Annotated in this window: 21 protein-coding genes; 9 read left to right on the top strand and 12 right to left on the bottom strand. The window is 71.2% G+C overall.

Features of this window, described 5'->3' with window-relative positions; all coding sequences use genetic code 11:
* Positions 1-61: 61 nt before the first annotated feature.
* The gene (locus M3195_RS01445) at positions 62-460 is read left to right on the top strand and encodes an ArsR/SmtB family transcription factor (protein ID WP_251584507.1); all 399 of its coding nucleotides are present in this window, start codon (positions 62-64) and stop codon (positions 458-460) included.
* A gap of 2 nt (positions 461-462) precedes the next feature.
* Positions 463-1,440 carry an SRPBCC family protein gene (locus M3195_RS01440; RefSeq protein ID WP_251584505.1) on the top strand — a complete coding sequence of 326 codons (978 nt, stop codon included), beginning with the start codon at positions 463-465 and terminating at the stop codon, positions 1,438-1,440.
* Positions 1,441-1,495: 55 nt separating this feature from the next.
* Here the strand turns inward: M3195_RS01440 and M3195_RS01435 are convergent, their stop codons facing one another.
* The 3 genes from M3195_RS01435 to M3195_RS01425 all read right to left on the bottom strand — a co-directional run bounded on the left by M3195_RS01435 (position 1,496) and on the right by M3195_RS01425 (position 3,116).
* Positions 1,496-1,885, bottom strand: a complete 390-nt coding sequence (locus M3195_RS01435) for a DoxX family protein (protein ID WP_251584503.1) — start codon at positions 1,883-1,885, stop codon at positions 1,496-1,498.
* Positions 1,886-1,920: 35 nt separating this feature from the next.
* On the bottom strand, positions 1,921-2,757 hold the full coding sequence (locus M3195_RS01430) for a ribonuclease H family protein (protein ID WP_251584501.1): 837 nt from the start codon (positions 2,755-2,757) through the stop codon (positions 1,921-1,923).
* Between the two features lie 119 nt (positions 2,758-2,876).
* The gene (locus M3195_RS01425; RefSeq protein ID WP_251584499.1) at positions 2,877-3,116 is read right to left on the bottom strand and encodes a hypothetical protein; all 240 of its coding nucleotides are present in this window, start codon (positions 3,114-3,116) and stop codon (positions 2,877-2,879) included.
* A gap of 112 nt (positions 3,117-3,228) precedes the next feature.
* Here M3195_RS01425 and M3195_RS01420 point away from each other — a divergent pair, with 112 nt between their 5' ends.
* Positions 3,229-4,281 carry a mechanosensitive ion channel family protein gene (locus M3195_RS01420; RefSeq protein ID WP_251584497.1) on the top strand — a complete coding sequence of 351 codons (1,053 nt, stop codon included), beginning with the start codon at positions 3,229-3,231 and terminating at the stop codon, positions 4,279-4,281.
* A 15-nt stretch (positions 4,282-4,296) separates the two neighbouring features.
* Here the strand turns inward: M3195_RS01420 and M3195_RS01415 are convergent, their stop codons facing one another.
* On the bottom strand, positions 4,297-4,602 hold the full coding sequence (locus tag M3195_RS01415; RefSeq protein WP_251584496.1) for a protealysin inhibitor emfourin: 306 nt from the start codon (positions 4,600-4,602) through the stop codon (positions 4,297-4,299).
* The gene (locus tag M3195_RS01410; RefSeq protein WP_251584495.1) at positions 4,577-5,641 is read right to left on the bottom strand and encodes a M4 family metallopeptidase; all 1,065 of its coding nucleotides are present in this window, start codon (positions 5,639-5,641) and stop codon (positions 4,577-4,579) included. Before M3195_RS01410 ends, M3195_RS01415 begins: the two co-directional genes overlap by 26 nt.
* 304 nt (positions 5,642-5,945) lie before the next feature.
* Between M3195_RS01410 and M3195_RS01405 the strand changes: the two genes are divergently transcribed.
* On the top strand, positions 5,946-7,466 hold the full coding sequence (locus M3195_RS01405) for an SDR family NAD(P)-dependent oxidoreductase (RefSeq protein ID WP_251584493.1): 1,521 nt from the start codon (positions 5,946-5,948) through the stop codon (positions 7,464-7,466).
* Positions 7,467-7,619: 153 nt separating this feature from the next.
* Here M3195_RS01405 and M3195_RS01400 read toward each other — a convergent pair whose 3' ends face one another.
* Positions 7,620-7,958, bottom strand: coding sequence for a winged helix-turn-helix transcriptional regulator (locus M3195_RS01400; RefSeq protein ID WP_096713898.1), 339 nt, complete (start codon positions 7,956-7,958; stop codon positions 7,620-7,622).
* A gap of 77 nt (positions 7,959-8,035) precedes the next feature.
* Here M3195_RS01400 and M3195_RS01395 point away from each other — a divergent pair, with 77 nt between their 5' ends.
* Positions 8,036-8,692, top strand: coding sequence for an FMN-dependent NADH-azoreductase (locus M3195_RS01395; RefSeq protein WP_251584491.1), 657 nt, complete (start codon positions 8,036-8,038; stop codon positions 8,690-8,692).
* A gap of 182 nt (positions 8,693-8,874) precedes the next feature.
* Here M3195_RS01395 and M3195_RS01390 read toward each other — a convergent pair whose 3' ends face one another.
* Positions 8,875-10,032 carry a sensor histidine kinase gene (locus M3195_RS01390; protein WP_251584489.1) on the bottom strand — a complete coding sequence of 386 codons (1,158 nt, stop codon included), beginning with the start codon at positions 10,030-10,032 and terminating at the stop codon, positions 8,875-8,877.
* The gene (locus tag M3195_RS01385) at positions 10,013-10,702 is read right to left on the bottom strand and encodes a response regulator transcription factor (protein ID WP_251584487.1); all 690 of its coding nucleotides are present in this window, start codon (positions 10,700-10,702) and stop codon (positions 10,013-10,015) included. The genes M3195_RS01390 and M3195_RS01385 overlap by 20 nt, the downstream gene beginning before the upstream one ends.
* Positions 10,703-10,805: 103 nt before the next feature.
* Here M3195_RS01385 and M3195_RS01380 point away from each other — a divergent pair, with 103 nt between their 5' ends.
* Genes M3195_RS01380 through M3195_RS01365 form a run of 4 tightly spaced genes read left to right on the top strand, consistent with a single transcriptional unit; the run spans position 10,806 to position 14,657 of the window.
* Positions 10,806-11,411, top strand: coding sequence for a M15 family metallopeptidase (locus tag M3195_RS01380; protein ID WP_251584485.1), 606 nt, complete (start codon positions 10,806-10,808; stop codon positions 11,409-11,411).
* Positions 11,408-12,634, top strand: a complete 1,227-nt coding sequence (gene alr / locus M3195_RS01375) for an alanine racemase (protein ID WP_251584483.1) — start codon at positions 11,408-11,410, stop codon at positions 12,632-12,634. The genes M3195_RS01380 and alr overlap by 4 nt, the downstream gene beginning before the upstream one ends.
* Positions 12,631-13,587, top strand: a complete 957-nt coding sequence (locus M3195_RS01370; RefSeq protein ID WP_251584481.1) for a D-alanine--D-alanine ligase family protein — start codon at positions 12,631-12,633, stop codon at positions 13,585-13,587. The genes alr and M3195_RS01370 overlap by 4 nt, the downstream gene beginning before the upstream one ends.
* Positions 13,584-14,657, top strand: a complete 1,074-nt coding sequence (locus tag M3195_RS01365) for an acyltransferase family protein (RefSeq protein ID WP_251584479.1) — start codon at positions 13,584-13,586, stop codon at positions 14,655-14,657. The genes M3195_RS01370 and M3195_RS01365 overlap by 4 nt, the downstream gene beginning before the upstream one ends.
* Positions 14,658-14,665: 8 nt before the next feature.
* Here the strand turns inward: M3195_RS01365 and M3195_RS01360 are convergent, their stop codons facing one another.
* The 4 genes from M3195_RS01360 to M3195_RS01345 are packed head-to-tail and all read right to left on the bottom strand — an operon-like array spanning position 14,666 to position 18,634.
* Complete coding sequence (locus M3195_RS01360; protein WP_251584477.1) at positions 14,666-15,490, bottom strand: glycosyltransferase family 2 protein; 825 nt, start codon at positions 15,488-15,490, stop codon at positions 14,666-14,668.
* Positions 15,487-16,500, bottom strand: coding sequence for a hypothetical protein (locus tag M3195_RS01355; protein ID WP_251584475.1), 1,014 nt, complete (start codon positions 16,498-16,500; stop codon positions 15,487-15,489). The genes M3195_RS01360 and M3195_RS01355 overlap by 4 nt, the downstream gene beginning before the upstream one ends.
* On the bottom strand, positions 16,497-17,654 hold the full coding sequence (locus M3195_RS01350; RefSeq protein WP_251584473.1) for a glycosyltransferase: 1,158 nt from the start codon (positions 17,652-17,654) through the stop codon (positions 16,497-16,499). Before M3195_RS01350 ends, M3195_RS01355 begins: the two co-directional genes overlap by 4 nt.
* Positions 17,651-18,634, bottom strand: a complete 984-nt coding sequence (locus tag M3195_RS01345; protein WP_251584471.1) for a glycosyltransferase — start codon at positions 18,632-18,634, stop codon at positions 17,651-17,653. The genes M3195_RS01350 and M3195_RS01345 overlap by 4 nt, the downstream gene beginning before the upstream one ends.
* Positions 18,635-18,732: the final 98 nt, after the last annotated feature.

Here is an 18,732-nt window from a genome sequence, read left to right as displayed (position 1 = left end):
GGGCCCCGAGCAACGACAACATCCTTGACACCCCCTTCACCCGGGTCTAACGTACAACCAAATGGTTGCACAACGAGAACTGAGCGAAGCGGAGGTCGACCGTGTATTCCACGCATTGGCGACGTCGACCCGGCGCGACATCCTGCGTCGGACGATCGAGCGGGAGCAGTCCGTCTCGACCCTCGCCTCCGAATACGAGATGTCGTTCGCCGCGGTCCAGAAGCACGTGTCCGTGCTCGAAGCGGCGAACCTCATCGTCAAGCGCGCCGAGGGACGCGAGCGGCTCGTCCGCGCGAACCCCGAGATGATCGCCCGCGCCAGGGCGCTCCTCGCCCGATACGAAGAGCTGTGGCGGTCGCGCATCGCCCGCCTCGACGACCTGCTGGCCGAGCCGTCGCGCCCGACCGCATCCGACACCATCGACAACAGCAGCACCTCACGAACCGAAGAAGGGAACTGATCATGCCTGTCACCGACATCACCACCGATGCCGACAACCTCACCATGACCGTCGTCGCGGACTTCGCGGCGCCGATCGAGCGGGTCTGGAGCGCGTACAGCGATCCGCGCCAGCTCGAGCGCTTCTGGGGACCTCCCGGATGGCCGGCGACGTTCACCGCCTGGGACCACACGGTCGGCGGACGCGCGAACTACACGATGAACGGACCTCGCGGCGAGTCGTCCTCCGGCTCGTGGGAGTTCCTGTCGATCGACGAGCCGCGCGGCTTCGAGGTGCTCGACTCGTTCGCGGATGCCGATGGCAAGCCGCTCGAGGGCTTCCCCGCGCAGCGCATGTCGTTCGCGTTCGAGTCCACGGCCGACGGCACCCGCATGGTCACGACGAGCCACTTCGATTCGGTCGAGGCGCTCGAGCAGGTGGTCGAGATGGGCCAGGTCGAGGGCATCCGCATGGCGATGAGCCAGCTCGACGCGGTGCTGCAGGATCTCCGCGACTACGCGCAGGGCAAGGGCACCGTCGTCGACATCCTCGACGACACGCACGTGCGCATCACCCGGCTTGTGAACGGACCGCGCGACCTGGTCTGGCGGGCGCACAACGAGCCCGAGCTCATGAAGAAGTGGCTGCTCGGACCCGACGGGTGGGAGATGACCGAGTGCGTGGTCGCGACCGAGGTCGGCCAGACGTATCGCAACTCGTGGGCTCCGGTCGGCGACACCGAGGGCGAGCCGTTCGGCTTCGAGGGCGAGGCGCTCGTGATCGACGCCCCGCGCAGGTCGGTGCAGACCGAGCGGATGATCGGGATGCCGGTCGAGACGCTGAACGACCTCAACCTCTACGAGGAGGACGGCGCGACCCTCATCACGCTCTTCATCGAGTACCCCGACAAGGAGACGCGCGACATGATCCTCGCCACCGGCATGGCCGACGGCATGGAGGCGTCGTACGACCGCCTCGAGCGGGAACTGCTGACGGTCTGAGGTTCACGACTCCGACTCGAACCGGCCGGCTCCCTCGGGGCTGGCCGGTTCGTCGTCAGCGCCGTGGCTCGCGCGTCGACCAGAGGGCGAGCGCGACGAGCGCGGGCTGGAAGAACAGCCGTGCGAACCGCTTGATCTCGGTGTCGAGTCCGAAACCGTCGCGGTGGTGGACCCACTGGGCGAGGTTGCCGGGAAAGACCGCGATGAAGAACAGTGCGGCGATCACTCCGACCAGGCCGCGTCGCTTCTTGGCGAACAGCAGCGCGGTGCCGAGCCCGACCTCGACGACACCCGAGGCGAGCACGGTCGTGTCCGGGTCGAGCGGCAGCGATTCCGGCACCTGCGCCTGGAACTCGTCTCGCGCGAACGTCAGGTGCGAGACGCCCGCGAAGACGAGGGAGGATCCGAGGAACAGGCGGCCGATCGTGCGCGCAGGTGTCGACATGGCGCGAGTCTACGCCGCAGTGCTCTCGGTCCCGCTCAGATGAGGCGGCGAAGGGCCTCCTCGAGCGAGACGCCCTGCGCGTCGGCGCGGTCGGCGAGACGCGCGTGCTCCTCGCCCGACAACTGCACGCGCAGCTCGATCGGATCGGTTGAGGGCTCGTCGTCGAAACCGTCGAACAGGTCGGGAGCCTCGGCCCACAGCGGCTCGGCGAGCGATGCCGCGGCGGCGGGAGACGGAGCGGATGCCGCGGCGGCGGCGAGCGGCGCACTCGCGCCGTCCTCTGTCCCGACCCGCGCGGTGTCGGCTTCGACCGCATCCGCCCGGGCGGCGTCATCGTCGGAGGATGTCCAGGTGCCGGCGTTCGCCGCGATCGGTGCGGATGCGGCGACGGCCGCCCCGGCATCCGTCGCCATCGTGAAACCCGGGCCGCGGCGCGGATCCTGCTTCTGCTGGTACGCCTTCGCGGCGGCGTTCGCCCGCTCGTCAGCGGCCTCGTTGAGGGGGTGCCCGGCGTGGCCTTTGACCCACGAGAATTCGACGTCACGGCCGCGGATCGCCTCGTCGATGCCTTCGAGCAGGTCGCGGTTGAGCACCGGGCCGCCGTCGGACTTGCGCCAGCCCTTGCGCTTCCACCCCGGCATCCACTTGGTCACCGAGTCGATCACGTAGCGGCTGTCGCACTCGATGAGGAGCTTCTCGTTCGTGCCCGCCGTCGCGCGCAGCAGCTCGAGCACCGCTTGCAGCTCGCCCTGGTTGTTGGTGCCGTGCGGGGATCCGCCGGCTGCCCAGTTCGCGTCGTCGATGTACCAGGCCCAGCCGTTGGGGCCGGGATTGCCCAGGGCGGAACCGTCTGCCGCGGCGGTGATCGTCATCCCTCCACCGTAGCCGCGGCGGGCGACAGTGCCCGCTGCAGCCGTGTCGCAGAATCGCAGCGGCGTCGCAGGTCGGCCGCGCGAACGTGCGACGACGACGCGAAACTGCGACGTCGGGGTCAGTCCTCGGGCTCGGGCTCGGGCTCGCGGCCCTCGGTCGACTCGGCCGACGGCGCCGGCGGCGCGACCGGGAAGACGATCGAACTCACACTCCCGCCGGTCTCGGCGCCGAGGCCGATCGACAGCGGGTCGATCTCAGGCGCCGTGTCGAGCACCTCCGACTCACCGCGCTCGAGCGGCTCGGAGGGCAGCGCCCACTGCTTCTCTTCTTCTTCGGGTCGTTGCTGGAACAGTCCCATGCGTCCATTCTCGCCCCGCGGCGCATGGTCCCGTTCGGTCGGCCCGCGATGCATGCGGTGTGCCGGGGCGCCGCCCAGCCGCCGGTCAGAGCGCCGCGCCTAGGGTGGGGTGATGGCCGGAATCGTATGGGAATCCTGGATTGGTACTGTCGCGGCGATCGGCATCGCACTCGTCATCGCCGCCGCTGCCCTCGGGCTGACAGCACTCGTCACAGCGCTGATCAGTCGCAAGGTCGCCTGGGTGCGCGACATCGCTCGCCGCTCGCGCAGCGCGCTTCTCACGACGGTGGCGGTGGTGGCCGTCTGGATTGCCTGCGCGGTGTCAGAGCCGGCGACAGCGCAGTGGTGGCCGTCGCTCTCGCGCGTGTTCCTGATCGCGACGATCCTCGCGGGGTCCTGGTTGCTCGGAGCCGTGGTCTCCTTCGGGTTCGAGAGGCTCATGGCTCGCGAGGAGACGCACCTTGTCGGTCCTGACGCGCGCCGCCGCCGTACGCAACTGCTCGTGATCCATCGCCTGCTCCTCGTGGCCATCGCGGTGCTGGCGTTGGGTACGGTGCTGGCCACGTTCCCCGAGATGCGCGCGGTCGGCACGAGTCTTCTCGCGTCGGCCGGGATCGTCAGCATCATCGCCGGCCTGGCGGCGCAGTCGATCCTCGGCAATCTCATCGCGGGCGTGCAGGTCGCCTTCACCGACGCGATCCGAGTCGGAGACGTCGTCGTGGTCGAGGGAGAGTGGGGGCGGATCGGAGAGATCAACCTCTCGTACGTCGTCGTCTACATCTGGGATGAGCGGCGGCTGGTCGTGCCGTGCAACTACTTCACGACCACGCCGATCGAGACCTGGACACGAAAGTCCGATGCGATCCTCGGCACGGTCTACATGGATCTCGATTGGCGCGTGCCGATGGCGGAGGTGCGTGCCGAGTTCCAGCGGATCATCGAGGCTTCTCCGGCATGGGACGGCCGCTCGTCGAGCGCGCTGGTGACCGACTCGCAGGGAGGGTACGTGACCGTGCGTTTCGTGATGTCGTCGAAAGACTCCTCGGACCAGTGGGATCTGCGCTGCGAGGTGCGCGAGCAGATGATGACGTGGCTGCAGCGCGAGCACCCCGAAGCGCTGCCGCGCACGCGCGTCAGCATCGGCGCGGGGGACGCCGCCGACTGATCGGATCGCGAGGGGTCAGCGGGATGCTTCGCGTACGGCGTCGACCAGCTCGCGCCACGGGCCGTCGAGAGCCGAGTCGGGGAGTTCGCGTTCGCGGCGCTCCGACGGCGTCCGCACGCGGATCAGCCAGACGAAGCGGTCGGCGCCGCGCCCGGCATCCGTGTCGTCGTCCCAGGGCAGGCGCTCGACCATGGTGATCCACCGGGGCGCCTCGTCGGGCTCGGGTTCGACCTGCCACTGACGACGGATGCCGGCGATTCCGCCGGTGCGCACCACCGCGATGACGACGGGACCGTCAGTCTGTCGAGGGGACTCGCTCATCTCCATAGACTCCCACGGTCGTCCACGCGCGTCGAGCGGCAGCCTCCGTGGCCTCGTCGATCTCGGCGGCGGCGGCGACTGTCGCGTCGGCGAACTCCGTGAAGTCCGCGGTGCTCGACAGGCCGCCCGTGAGCGCGCGATACCAGACCGTGCCAGCGGTCTCCCAGGCATTGCCGCCGAGGTCGGTCGCGAAGACGGCGAACGCCCGATTGGGGATGCCGGAGTTGATGTGCACGCCTCCGTTGTCTTCCGTGGTGCGCACGAAGCCGCTCATGTGGTCGGGCTGCGGGTCCTTGCCGAGCTCGTCGTCGTCGTAGGCCGTGCCGGGAGCGATCATCGACCGCAGCGCCACGCCCTCGACGGCATCCGTGAAGATCTCGGCGCCGACGAGCCAGGTCGCCTCGTCGGCGGTCTGGCCGAGGAGGTACTGCTCGGTCAGCACACCGAACACGTCGGCGATCGATTCGTTCAGTGCGCCCGGCTGCCCCTGGTACTCGAGGTTCGCGGTGAACTGCACGACGCCGTGCGCGAGCTCGTGGCCGATCACGGTGGTCGATCGCGTGAACCCGGTGAACACCTCGCCGTCGCCGTCGCCGAACACCATGCGCTGACCGTCCCAGAACGCGTTGTCGTAGTCGACCCCGTAGTGCACGGTCGCGTCGAGCGGCGCACCGGCGTCGTCGAGGGAGTTGCGCGCGAACGCCGCGAGCAGCATCTCGAAAGTCGCCCCGAGCCCGTCGTGGGCCTCGTTCACCGAGGAGTCGTCGACCGGCGGCTCGTCTTCGCTTCGGACCACCGCGCCCGGCAGGTTCTGCGTGTTGCCGGCGTCGCTGATCGTGCGGTTCGGCGCGTCGGAGAGCTGCGCCACGAGGTCGCCGTTCTCGTCGATCGACAGGTCGATGCGGGCGCGGAACGGCGGTCGCCCGGCCGTGAGGGTCTGCCGCGCGGCGGCGGCCGCGCGCGGGTAGCGACCCGACTCGGCCAGGCGCGCGAGCAGGTAGGACGGGACGACTCCGGGGGATGCGACGTGGCTGCTCATGCTCCGACCCTACGCCGGGGGTCGGACGTCGGGTCGCGGGCCGTGGGTGTTCGGCATCCTCGCGCGCGATTCGGTTGGCACCTCCCGCGGGAATTCCGCGCGGATTCCCGCAAGAAGTGCCAAGCGAACGGGGCGGGGGTGCCTCTCAAGCGGGGCAGGATGCCGTGCGAACGGGGCGGACGTGCGAAGCGAACGGGGCGGGGGTGCCACTCAAACGGGGCAGGGATGCCGTGCGAACGGGGCGGACGTGCCCGACGGACGCGCCGCGGGCGGATGCCCAGGTCGCTCGCGTAAAATCGGCCCAATGACCGATGCCACCTCCGACGCCTCACCCGACCTCGGATCCGGCATCGACCCCGCAGACCTCGCCACGACGCTGCGCGTGCTGCGCGAGCTGCACACGATCGACAACGAGCATCCCGACTTCATCGCCGTGCGCCAGGCGACCGCCGCGATGTTCAAAGACGTCAAGCGCGTGCGTCGCAAGCAGATCCGCGACGCGATCGCCGAGGCCGACAAGGCCGTCGTCGCGCGCACCGCGACCGGTGCCCCGGATCGCATCGATGACGAGACCCGTGGCAACGACCTCGCCTCGAGCGTCGTCGACGCCCCGATCGCGGGCGAGCTGCTCAAGCCGCGCAACTGCTACATCTGCAAGCAGCCGTACACGCTCGTCGACGCCTTCTACCACCAGCTCTGCCCCGACTGCGCCCGGTTCAGCCACGGCAAGCGCAACGCTCGGACCGACCTCACCGGCAAGCGCGCGCTGCTCACCGGTGGCCGCGCGAAGATCGGCATGCACATCGCGCTGCGGCTGCTCCGTGACGGTGCGCACACCACGATCACGACGCGCTTCCCGCGTGATGCCGTACGGCGCTTCTCGGCGCTGCCGGATGCCGCCGACTGGCTGCACCGCTTGCGCGTCGTCGGCATCGATCTGCGCGATCCCGCCCAGGTCATCGGGCTCGCCGACTCGGTCGCCGCTCAAGGTCCCCTCGACATCCTCATCAACAACGCCGCCCAGACCGTGCGGCGCTCGCCGGGTGCGTATTCGCTGCTGGCGGATGCCGAGCTGCAGCCGCTCCCCGACGGTCCGCTGCCCGAGATGGAGACCTTCGGGCACACCGCCGACCCGCATCCCCAGGCGCTGCAGGCGTCGGTCGACGCGCATCCGCTCCTCTCGGTCGCCGCTCTCGGCGGCACCGTCGCCGAGCAGGGCGGGCAGGCGCTCACCGCCGAGGACCTCGCCCGTCTCGCCATGGCCCCCGGGTCGTCGTCGCTGGAGAAGCACGCCGACGGCACTGCCATCGACGCCGGGGGACTCGTGCCCGACGTGAACCGTGTGAACAGCTGGGTGCAGTCGGTCGATCAGGTCGATCCGCTCGAGATGCTCGAGGTGCAGCTCGCCAACACGACGGCGCCGTTCCTGCTCATCAGCCGCCTGCGCGCGTCGATGGCGGCGTCGCCCGCCCGCCGCAAATACGTCGTGAACGTGTCGGCGATGGAGGGGCAGTTCTCCCGCCGCTACAAGGGTCCCGGCCACCCGCACACGAACATGGCGAAGGCCGCGCTCAACATGCTCACTCGCACGAGCGCGGGGGAGATGCTCGAGACCGACGGCATTCTCATGACCGCCGTCGACACCGGCTGGATCACCGACGAGCGACCGCACTACACGAAGGTGCGCCTCGCGGAGGAGGGATTCCACGCCCCGCTCGACCTCGTCGACGGAGCCGCCCGCGTGTACGACCCGATCGTGCGCGGTGAGGCCGGCGAAGACATCCAGGGCGTGTTCCTCAAGGACTACGAGCCCAGCCCCTGGTGACGGCCGGGGCGGGTCAGATGGCTGACCATTCCCCGGATGGCTGGTAATTCCGCGGCGTGTCGACGGCCCAACGGGCTTCGGCCAGCCGGATGAGACCTCCGGCGGATGAGACGGCGGGCGAATGCCGCGGGCAGCGGATGCCCGGGGGGGGGGCTAGTGCGCCCGCACCGCGAGGTTCGCGGAGGCCCACTCGCCGAGCTGGTCGAGGATCGGGAGCAGTCCTCGTCCGCCGTCGGTGAGCGCGTAGGAGACCGTGACGGGTGGGCCGGCGTCGACCGACCGTTCGACGAGGCCGGCGTCGGCCAGTTCGCCGAGACGATCGGAGAGCACGGTGTCGCTGATGCCCGCGACCGCGCGGCGCAGGGCGACGAACGTCGACGGCCCCCCGCCGAGGGTCGACACGATCATGCCGTTCCACCGCTTGCCGAGCACGCTGAACGCGAGGGTCACGGCGGCGTCGCACCGCTGGATCTCGTGAGCTGTCTCGGACACCACGCCATTCTACCTGTGCTACGTTAACGCGAGTCGCTAAGAAAAACAGAGCGACTACGAAAAACGAAAGGTCCCACATGTCTCTGTTCCGCCTGGATGCCAGCATCCTTCCCGCGTCGTCCGCCAGCCGATCGCTCGCCGACCTCGTCGAGGCCGAGTGGACGGCATCCCACCCCGACTCCACCGTGACCCGCCGCGACCTGGCCGCCGATCCCGTGCCCGCCACCGCCTGGGCGGATGCCGTCACCGGCGGCTTCGTCGACGAGGCACAGCGCACCCCCGCGCAGGTCGAGGCCCGCGCTCTCGCGACCGCATTCGCCGACGAGCTCATCGGCGCCGACGCGCTGCTCTTCGCCGTGCCGCTCTACAACTACGGCGTCTCGCAGCACTTCAAGACCTGGTTCGACCTGGCCTACACCGACCCGCGCATCGACCCGCAGGGCACCGCGCTGCGCGGCAAGCCCGCCACACTCGTGACGGTGCTCGGCGGCAACTACGCTTCCGGCACCCCCAAGGAGGGCTGGGACCACTCCACCGGATGGCTGCGCCGCGTGCTCGAGGACGTCTGGGGCCTCGACCTGCGGGTCGTGCAGCGTCCGTTCACGCTCGTGGGCGTGAACCCGGCGCTCGACGCCTTCACAGACACCGCGCGCGAGCTCAAGGAGAACGCCGAGTCCGACGCGCGCACCTACGGCCGCGAACTCGCGGCGCTGCGGGGGTCGGAGGTCGCCTGACGGGCTGCGTCCGTTCGGACAGCGACTTCTGCGGCCCATCGCAACTTCTGCGGCCTCGAGGGGGGATCGAGGCCGCAGAAGTTCGTCATGGCCGCAGAAGTTGCCGGCGAGGACGCGCCCAGGGGGCCGACACACCGGGGGCCGACACGCCAGAAGCGGGCGGTGCGACGGGGGTGCGTCCGTCATGTGGCGTGTCGGCCCCCGAAGTGGCCGAACTCCGGCCGCGACGGAGGATACGGATGCGGCAGCCATACCGTCACGTTCAGGCCGCCGCCCTGTCGCGGGGTGAGCACCAGGCTCCCGTCGTGGGCCTCGGCGATGCGCTGCACGATGGCCAGTCCCAAGCCGACTCCGACGTGATCGCCGGCCCGGCCATCACCGCGAACGCGCTCCGATCCGCGCTGGAACGGCTCGGCCAAAGTCGACACCACGTGCGGCGCGAGTTCCCCGCCCGTGTTCTCGACGACGAGCGCGACGGCCTCGGGCAGCGCGTGCGTGCGCACGACGACGGTGCCTCCCGCCGGCAGGTTGTGCACGATCGCGTTGTGCACGAGGTTCGTGATCAGCTGCTGCAGCAGCGCGGGGGAGCCGAGGACGTTCGCGGTCTCGCCTCCCTCGTCGATCGTCACGCCGCGGCGCTCGGCGAGCGGGAGCAGCGTCTCCACCGACTCCTCGGCCAGCAGCGACAGGTCGACCGGCTCACGCGTGAACACGCGGCGCTCGGCGCGACTGAGCAGCAGCAGCGCTTCGGTCAGATCGATCGCGCGCGAGTTCACCTCGTGCAACCGGTCGATGAGGCCGTCGACGTCGCGATGCGGGTCGTCGCGCGCGACCTCGAGCATGGTCTGCGAGATCGCGAGCGGGGTGCGCAGCTCGTGCGACGCGTTCGCCGCGAATCGCTGCTGCTCGGCCACGTGGGCCTCGAGCTTCTCGAGCATGGTGTCGAACACGTCGGCGAGGTCGCGGAACTCGTCGCGGGGTCCCTCCAGATCGACGCGGTGCGAGAGCGACCCCTGCGCGGCGAGCTGGGCCGCGCGGCCGATGCGGTGGAGCGGCGCCAGCATCCGTCCCGCCAGCAGCCAGCCGCCGCCGATGCCGATCGCCAGCAGCACCATCATCACCACCACGGCCGCGGGCACGAATGCGCGGATGAGATCCGAGCGGTTCGGCACCCACTGGTCGAGCTGCGTGACGATGTTGGTGTCGGGGATGTAGCGAAGCAGCCACAGGGCCACGGCGGCCAGCAGCAGCACACCGGATACGACGACGACCCCCGCGTAGCTGAGGGTGAGCTTCCAGCGGGCGCTGATGCCGCGCCGTCTACGCCTCGGCGCCGGCATCCGCCGTCTCCTCCGCTCCGATGCGATACCCGACGCCGGGCACCGTGCGGATGAGCCACGGCTCGCCGAGGCGCTTGCGCAGCGACGACACCGTGATGCGCACGGCGTTGGTGAACGGGTCGGCGTTCTCGTCCCAGGCGCGCTCGAGCAGCTCCTCGGCGCTGACGACGCCGCCCGCCGCATCGACGAGCACTTCCAGCACCGCGAACTGCTTGCGGGTCAGGGCGACGTAGCGTCCGTCGCGATAGACCTCGCGGCGGAACGGGTCGAGCCGCAGCCCCGCGATCTCGAGCACCGGCGGGCGCGCACGCTGACGACGCCGGTCGAGAGCACGCAGCCGCAGCACCAGCTCACGCAGCTCGAACGGTTTGGTGAGGTAGTCGTCGGCGCCGATCTCGAACCCGGTCGCCTTGTCGTCGAGGCGGTCGGCGGCCGTCAGCATGAGGATCGGGATGCCGCTGCCCGACGCCACGATCCAGCGGGCCACGTCGTCGCCGGAGGGACCGGGGATGTCGCGGTCGAGCACGGCGATGTCGTATGCGTTCACGCCGAGCAGCTCGAGCGCGGTGTCGCCGTCCCCGGCGATGTCGGCGGCGATCGCCTCGAGGCGGAGTCCGTCTCGCACGGCCTCGGCCAGATACGGCTCGTCCTCGACGATCAGCACGCGCACGACAGGACTCCCATGTGCTGAGAGCTTACGCACCCCGGCATATCGCGGGCGTATGCAAAATCGCATACGACCTCGCAACAGCCGCGCTCGTTGACTGAGTGGCATGAACACTCCCCTCCCTCTCAGACAGCGCCGCCGCGTGACGGCGATCGGCGCCGTGCTGCTCGCCGCCGTGATCGCCGGCTCGGCGGCGCTGATCGGACAGCAGTCGCTCGCCGCGGCATCCACCTCCCTCGCCTCCGGACCCGTGACCGAGGCCGACGGTCTGATCCGCGAAGAGGGGGCCGTGTCGGTGTTCGACGACGTGCCGGCGGTGTCGAACCTCGACGCCGACCTGCTGACGGCCGTCCGCGCAGCGGCGACGGCTGCCGCCGAGCGAGACGGCGTGACGATGCACGTCAACAGCGGGTGGCGCTCGGCCGCCTACCAACAGCAGCTGCGCCACGATGCCGTCGCGCAGTACGGCTCCGAGCAGGAGGCCGCGCGCTGGGTGGCGACGCCCGAGAACTCCGAGCACGTGTCGGGAGATGCCGTCGACCTGGGCCCCGTGGCCGCGCAGGACTGGCTGTCGCAGCACGGTGCGGAGTTCGGCCTCTGCCAGATCTACGCCAACGAGCGCTGGCACTTCGAACTGCGGCCGGGCGCCGTCGCGAACGGCTGTCCGCTCATGTACGCCGACCCGACCGCTGACCCGCGGGTGCAGCGATGACGCTGGCCGCGCCGGTCGCGCGCCTCACGCTCTCTCGCCTGCACGCTCCGACGCTCGAGACGATCCCGGCGGCGGTCGCGGCGAACGTCACCCGGATGCGCACCTCGACGCGCTCCCGCATCATGGCCGTCGTGAAGGCGGACGGCTACGGACTCGGCGCCCTGACCGTGGCGAGGGCAGCGCTCGCGGCCGGGGCCGACTGGCTCGGAGTGACGGATGCCCTGGACGGCGGCGCTCTGCGCGCGGCCGGGATCGAGGCGCCGATCCTCGCCTGGCTGAACCCTGCGGGGGTGGATGCCGCGCAGGCCGCCGCCGACCGCATCGACATCGCCGTCGGATCGTTGGACGAGCTCCGTCAGCTGGTCGCCGACACGGTGCCGGGGGCGCCCCTGCTGCGTGTGCACCTGCATCTGGACACCGGCATGACGCGCGGCGGGGTGCCGCTCGATGACTGGGCGGAGCTGCTGCGCGCGGCACGCGCGGCGAGCGACCGCATCCGGGTCGTGGGAGTGATGGGGCATCTGCCGCGCGCCGACGACGCCGATCCCGTGGCCAATGCTGCGGCGGTGCTGCGGATGCGGCACGGACGCGACGCCGTGCTGCGGGCGGGGTTCGGCCCGCTGCTCGTGCATCTCACCGCGACCTCGGGCACGCTCAGCGACCCGACCACGCACTTCGACCTGGTGCGGGTGGGGGCGGGACTCGTCGGCATCGACCCGTCCGAGACCGTGGAGCTGCACGGAGCGGCGCGGCTCACGGCATCCGTCGTGCACAGCAGCGCCGTCGCGGCGGGCACCTCCGTCGGGTACGGCGGCGCGTTCGTGACGGAACGGCCGACGCACCTCGCGGTGATCGGCGTCGGGTACGCCGACGGCATCCCCCGTGAACTGGGGCCGGGCGCGGCGGTCGCGATCGACGGCATCCGCTGTCCGCTCGTCGGGCGGGTGTCGATGGACCAGATCATCGTCGACACCGGAGACCGTCGCGTACCGCGGGGTGCGAGCGCGGTGGTGTTCGGACCCGAGGGCGGAGCGGTGCCGAGCGTGCAGGAGTGGGCGCGATGGGCGGGCACCATTCCGCACACCATCGTCACGGGGGTCGGGGCGCGGGTGCGGCGCGCGATCGCGGGCGATCTCGCGTATCGAAGGACGGATGCGCCCCTTCCCTCCTTCGAAGCAGGAGAACTCCTGCGTTGCGCACGCGAGCAGGAGGGCCTCGCATGAGGGTACTGGTGATCGGAGGGGGACAGAACGCCGAGCACGCGGTGTCGCTCGCCTCGGCGGCGGCGGTCGCCGAGGCGCTGCGGTCTCGAGGGCACGCGGTCACAGAGGTGACGATCTCGCCGGAGGGGGTGTGGCGGGTGCCAGGGCTCGCGGCGGGGGCGGATGCGGCGGTCTCGCTGTCCGCCGCACTGCCGCTGATCGGCGACGCCGACGCGGTGTTCCCCGCGGTTCACGGTCCGCTCGGGGAAGACGGAGCGCTCGCCGCGTTGTGCGCCCTCGCGGGGGTGCGGGTCGTCGGTTCGGGGCCGCGCGCGGGGGCGATCGGCATGGACAAGTGGGCGACGAAGCTGGTCGCCCAGGCGGCCGGTCTGCGGATTGCGCGCGGCCGGGTCGTCGACGCCGCGGCGCTGGGGGATGTCGAGTTCGACGGGCCCGTCGTCGTGAAGCCCGTGTCGAGCGGATCGAGCTACGGCGTCGGACTCGTCCGCGAGGAGGGGGACCTCGCGACGGCGCTGCGCGAGGCGGCGCACTACGACCGGCGGGTGCTCGTCGAGGAGGTCGTGCGGGGGCGCGAGATCGATGTAGCCGTGATCCGGGAGGCGGGCGGAGTGCGCTGGGCGGCTCCGCCGCTCGAGATCGAGACCACCGGCCTGTTCGACACCGCGACGAAGTACGACGGCACGGCGCGGTTCACGGTGCCCGCCGCCCTCACGACGCCCGAGCACGCGAGTCTCACCAGGGCGGCGCTGACGGTGTTCGACGCCCTGGGCTGCGCCGGCGTCGCGCGGATGGACTTCTTCCTCACCGCCGACGGGCCGGTGCTGAACGAGGTCAACACCATGCCGGGCCTCACCGCCGCATCTCAGGTCCCGCGGATGTTCGCCGCCGCCGACGTCGCCTACCCCGACCTGGTGGAACGCCTCGTGCGCGCCGCCGAGGTGCCGAGCCGGTGAGCGCGCGGGTCGGCTGGCCCGACGTCGCGAAGGGCGTGTGCATCATCCTCGTCGTGCTGTGGCACGTCGTCACCAAGCACGCGGTCGAGATGCCGGGCGCCGGCACCGTGACCGACGTGTGGGCCACGGTGAACGCCCAGCTGCTGCCATTGCGCATGCCGCTGTTCTTCCTGATCTCCGGGATGTTCGCGGGGCGGGCCGTGCTGGCCGCCGACGGGTCGTCGTGGCGACGCCGAGCGGGGCGGCTGCTGGCGGTGTACGTGATCTGGGTGCTCATCCAGACCGCTGTGCTCGCGCTCACGCCCGACTTCGACACGGCCAGGGCCGAGAGCGGAGGGGAGCTGCTCGCGCAGCTGACGATCAGCCCGACGAACCTCTGGTACCTGCTCGCGCTCGCCGCCTACCTCGCCGTGGCGCGACTCACACGCGACGTGCCGACGACGGTCGTGCTGCCGGTGGCGTTCGCGGTGTCGGCGGTCGCCGCGGCCGGCGCCATCCCGGATCTCGGCAACCTGTGGCAGGTCGTGCAGAACCTGTTCTTCTTCCTCGCCGGGCTGCGGCTTCGCGATGGGGTCGAGCGGTTCGCCGCGGCATCCGATCCCGTGCGCGCAGTCGGTCTCGGCCTGCTGTACCTCGGAGCGGCGGCAGTGGTCGGTGTGCTGGGGATGCGGCAGTGGCCGGGGGTGTGGCCGCTGCTCGGCATCGTGGCGGTGGCGTGCGGGGTCGCGGTCTGCGCGCTCGTCGACCGGACTGCGGCGCCGCTCGCCCAACCGCTGCGCTGGATCGGCCGCAGGACGCTGCCGATCTATGTGCTGCACATGATCCCGCTCGCATTCATCGACGCGGGCCTGCGGGCCGCGGGGTGGCGGGTGAACCCGGTGATCGAGGCGGTCGGTCCCATCGTGCTCACCGCGGTCGTCATCGGGATCTGCCTCGCGCTGCACACCCTGCTCGTGCGGTGTGGATTGGGGATGCTGTTCGACCCGCTGCTGCTCGCCGACCGCGTCCGATCCCGTCGTCTGCCTTCGTCAGGCCGCAGCGAGCCGGAGAGTCCGAGACCCCATTCGTGAGATCGTCGTCAGACCGCGGTGCGGCGGTACCCGCCCGCGTGCTCCTCGATGGCGCCCGCGGCGACGAACTCGTCGATCCAGCCGCCCATCGGCCACTCGCCCCAGCGCTCGGCGAACAGGGCGCCGTTGCGGAGGATGTCGTCGAGATGACGCCACGGCGGAGTGCCGGCGGGATGCCACTGGTGGTACGCGTGGGCTCCTCCGACCCAGTGCAGAGGGACGCCGAGCGACCGCGCGCGGCGCCCGAGATCCGTGTCCTCCGCCCCGTACCCCTGGAACCGTTCGTCGAATCCGCCCAGGCGAGCCCAGGTGGCGGGGGTCACGGCGAAGGAGAGCGACCAGAACAGGTCGTAGTCGCCGAAGCCCGCCGTCTCGATCGCACCGGCTGCAGGCTGCGGACGCACCGGGTGCGGATTCGTCGCCGCCGCGAGCTCGTCGGGCGAGGACGGGCGCTGCACGCTCTCGAGGTAGGTGACCGGCCCACAGAGCAGTCCGTCGGGGTACGTCAGCGAGGCAGAGGCGTAACGGCCGATGAGATCCGGCCCCGGCAGGCAGTCGACGTCGAGGAACACGAGGAGGTCGGCGCCGCCGGCGAGTGCGACCTCGGCCGCGGCGTTGCGCGCCGCCCCGACCCGCATGCCGTCGCGCCCCGGCGGAACGTGCACGTGCACGGCCCCGTCGAACGCGGGGGGCTCTGACTCGTCGAGCCAGGCCTCGATGCGCACGACCTCGTGCTCCGGCGTCGAGACCTCCCGGAGGAACCGGCGCTGGCGGTGCAGATGGGCGAGCCTGTTCTCGGATGCCGGGGTGATCACGGCGATACGAGCCGTCATGACGCGACCTCCTCGATCTCTCTGGCGGCGCGCGCGGCGGCGCCCGCGACGCCCCAGCCCGTCCAATCCGGCGTCGAGGCGGCGGCCCGCTCGACGAGCTCGACGATCTGCGCCGGCGTCGAGTCCGCCGAGCCGGTCCACGCGTAGCCATCGGACTGCAGCACCCGCCCGGTGTGCTCCTGCTCTCCGAACGGCCGGTCCTGCGGGAGGATCACGGCACGGGCTCCGACGGCCGCGAGGTCGGCCACGCCGTTCTGCCCGGCCGCGCTCACCACCACGGTCGCGCGACACAGCATCGGCCAGACGTCATCGACCCGATCGTCGCCCCGCGCGCCCGCCGTCTCGACCACCCAGCCCTGCGCGGTCAGGAGGTCGATCGTCTCCGCGAGCTCCGGCTGGTCGAGCGTGCGGCTGAGGAAGAGCACTCGCCGCGCCTGATCGTCCTCACTGCGGTCGCGGTCGCGTCCGTCGTACCGCGAGATCGCTCCGACATGACGGACGCGATCGACGCGGCCCGCCAGCTCTGCCGCGTCGATGGTCCCGGGCGCCCACGGCGCCACGATCCGATCCGCGACGTCGTAGCCGAGGCGGTGCGGGGAGTCCGTGCGGTCGCCGGGTTGCGCGAACACCACGGTCGGCACACCGAGCAGGCGCACGAACGCGGTGACCTCGACGCTGACGTCGACGACGAACGCCGACACCGGGTTCCGGGCGATCCAGTCCGCGATGATCGCGAGGCGCTCCTGATGGCCGGGGTGTCCGATGGGAGCCCAGTGCAGGGCGCCGCCCGCCGTGACATCGCCGAGCTCGTGCGCCTCACGGCTCACACCGTCTGGTCCGACCACGGCATCGGCGTCGGCCGGGAGGTGCACCCAGGTCGTGCCGTCGTCGAGGGACTCGGGAGCGGGGAGGCTCGAGAAGACCGTCACCTCCTCGTCGAGATGGCGGCGGATCGCTCGCATCCGCGTCAGGTGTCCCCACCCGTGATGATGCACATACCAGCCGATCATGCGCCGACCGCCTCCACTTCTTCGACGGGTCGGATCTCCTCGGCGACCATTGCAGGGCTCTGTGCGGCTACGGCCAGCACGCGTTCGACCTCGCGGTGGCGGCGGGCGAGCGAATGACGGGCGATCGCGGCAGCCCGCACCCGATCGCGGAGCTCGCTCGCCGACGAGCCGTGGGCGAGCGCAACGGCCGCCTGCGCGAGCGCGGCGACGTCGCCGGCGGCGACGACGGAGCATCCGGGAAGGTCGGCCAGCACCTCGCTCGCGCCGCCTTCGTCGAAAGCGACGACTGGTGTGCCCGTCATCAGGGCTTCGGCCAGCACCAGCCCGAAGGGCTCCGACCACACAGGGGTCACGAGCGCGACCGACGAGGCGCCGACGAGCGCGCACAGCTCGGGCTGACGCAGCGCACCGACGTACTCGACCCCGTCGCCGAGGAGCGGTTCGACCTCGCGGGCGAAGTACTCCGCGTCGCCGATGCGACCGGCGAGCCGGATCCGCGCTCCGGCCAGACGGGCGGCGCGGATCGCGAGGTGCGGGGCCTTCTCGGGGACGATGCGGCCGAACCACACCCAGTGGTCCCCGCCCGGTCCACGCTGCCACTGCGCGCTGTCGACCCCGTTGGGGAAGACGAACGCGTCGACCCCCTCCGCCGACCAGGCGCGCGCCGTGTACTGGCTCACCGCGAGGAAACGGTGCGGGGCCGTCGGCGGGAGAGCGCGGGCGGCCTCCACCATGTCGGGGAGCGGTGGGGTGTGCAGGGTCGTCACGACCGGCACGCCCCCATCCCTGCTCCACAGGATCGGGTCGCTGTGGAGGCTGTGGTTGTCGACGACGTCCACGCGGTCGAGCGGATCGGTCAGCCGTGCGCCGACGCGGGCGAACGCATCCGACATCCGGGCTCGATGCCCCGCGGGGTTCTCGGTGTCCGACCTATCCCGCGCGTGATGCCAGCGGGGGCTCGGCAGATGCAGATCGACCGCGGAGTCGAGGAAGTCCGAGCCCTCGGCAGCGCACAGATCGACGTGGTGTCCGCGGCGCCGCAGCCATCGCACGCGGTTCCATACGACCGCCTCGAGGCCGCCGGCATGCGGTTGGCGGAGCGGGTGCCGTTCGGGCGCGACCACGAGCACCCGCAACCTCTGTCCGGCGCTCACGCCGAAACCTCCGCGATCGCGTCGGAGTAGAGACGGGCGTGCGCCTCGCGGACAGCACGCCGCTCTTCGCTCCGCTCGAGCCGGCGGGTCGCGAGGCGGTCGTCGGCTGGCGAGGACGGATGCCGTGCATCGCCCGCCCACGTCGCGGCATCTGCCAGCGTGCGCGCGTCGTCGAGGTCGACGACCCGGAACTCGGACGGATGCTGCGACCGAATGTGTCCGACGTCGGTCCCGGCCACGCGCACCCCCAGGTCATAGCAGAGCTCCACCCACCCGGAATGGGTTCCGTGGCGATAGGGCAGCACGAACAGGTCCAGACCGCCGAGCCAGGCCTCGATCTCGGCATCGTCGAGATACGGGGTGCGTCGCACCCGCACGGCGGTCTGCCCGTTCGCCGCGGCGACCACGCGGTCGGCGAGGCGGTCGTCGCGCACCCGCTCGTTGAGCAGCACCTCGACCTCGATTGCTCGACCGGTCTCCTCGAGGCTCCTCGCCGCCTCCGTCGCCGCGCGCACCGCGCCCTCGGCGTCGATGTTCGGTCGAAGATCTCGCAGGTGGATGCCGACGCGCACCGTGCCATCGGCCTCGCGCTTCGGCGTCGCCGCCTCGTCGAGCAGCGTCGGGTGGGCGAGCACCATGCTCTGGCGACCCCATCGACGCTCGATCTCCGCTGCGGCGGACGGCGTGAGGGTCACGAGCCGATCGGCGGCGGGCACGATCACGTCGAGCAGAGCGCGGTACGGCTCCTGGTCGACGATCTGCGGATTGTCGAGGTCGTGCACCGTGAAGATCACCGGCCGACCGGCCCGCCGAGCCGCATCGAGGCCCGCTCGCAGCTCGTCGGTCGAGAACGACTCCAGACCGAAGTGCACATGCAGCAGGTCGTATCCGGCGGCGTTCTCGGTCAGCCACGGCGCCGTCATGGCGACGGGCGGCCACCACTGCTCGGGCGGGGCGCCCGGTACAGGTGGGTCGGGCAACAGCGAGACCCGCTGCGGATCGGTGATCGCGTGGATGTAGGGATGGGCGGACGGGATGGATGCGACCCGAATGGGCGCTGAGGCTGTAGCGATGGGAG

The sequence above is a fragment of the Microbacterium hydrocarbonoxydans genome (genome assembly GCF_023715885.1).
Taxonomy (GTDB): Bacteria; Actinomycetota; Actinomycetes; order Actinomycetales; family Microbacteriaceae; genus Microbacterium; species Microbacterium hydrocarbonoxydans_C.
Note: the sequence above shows the minus strand (reverse complement) of the source record. Positions and strands in the feature narration are given on the sequence as shown.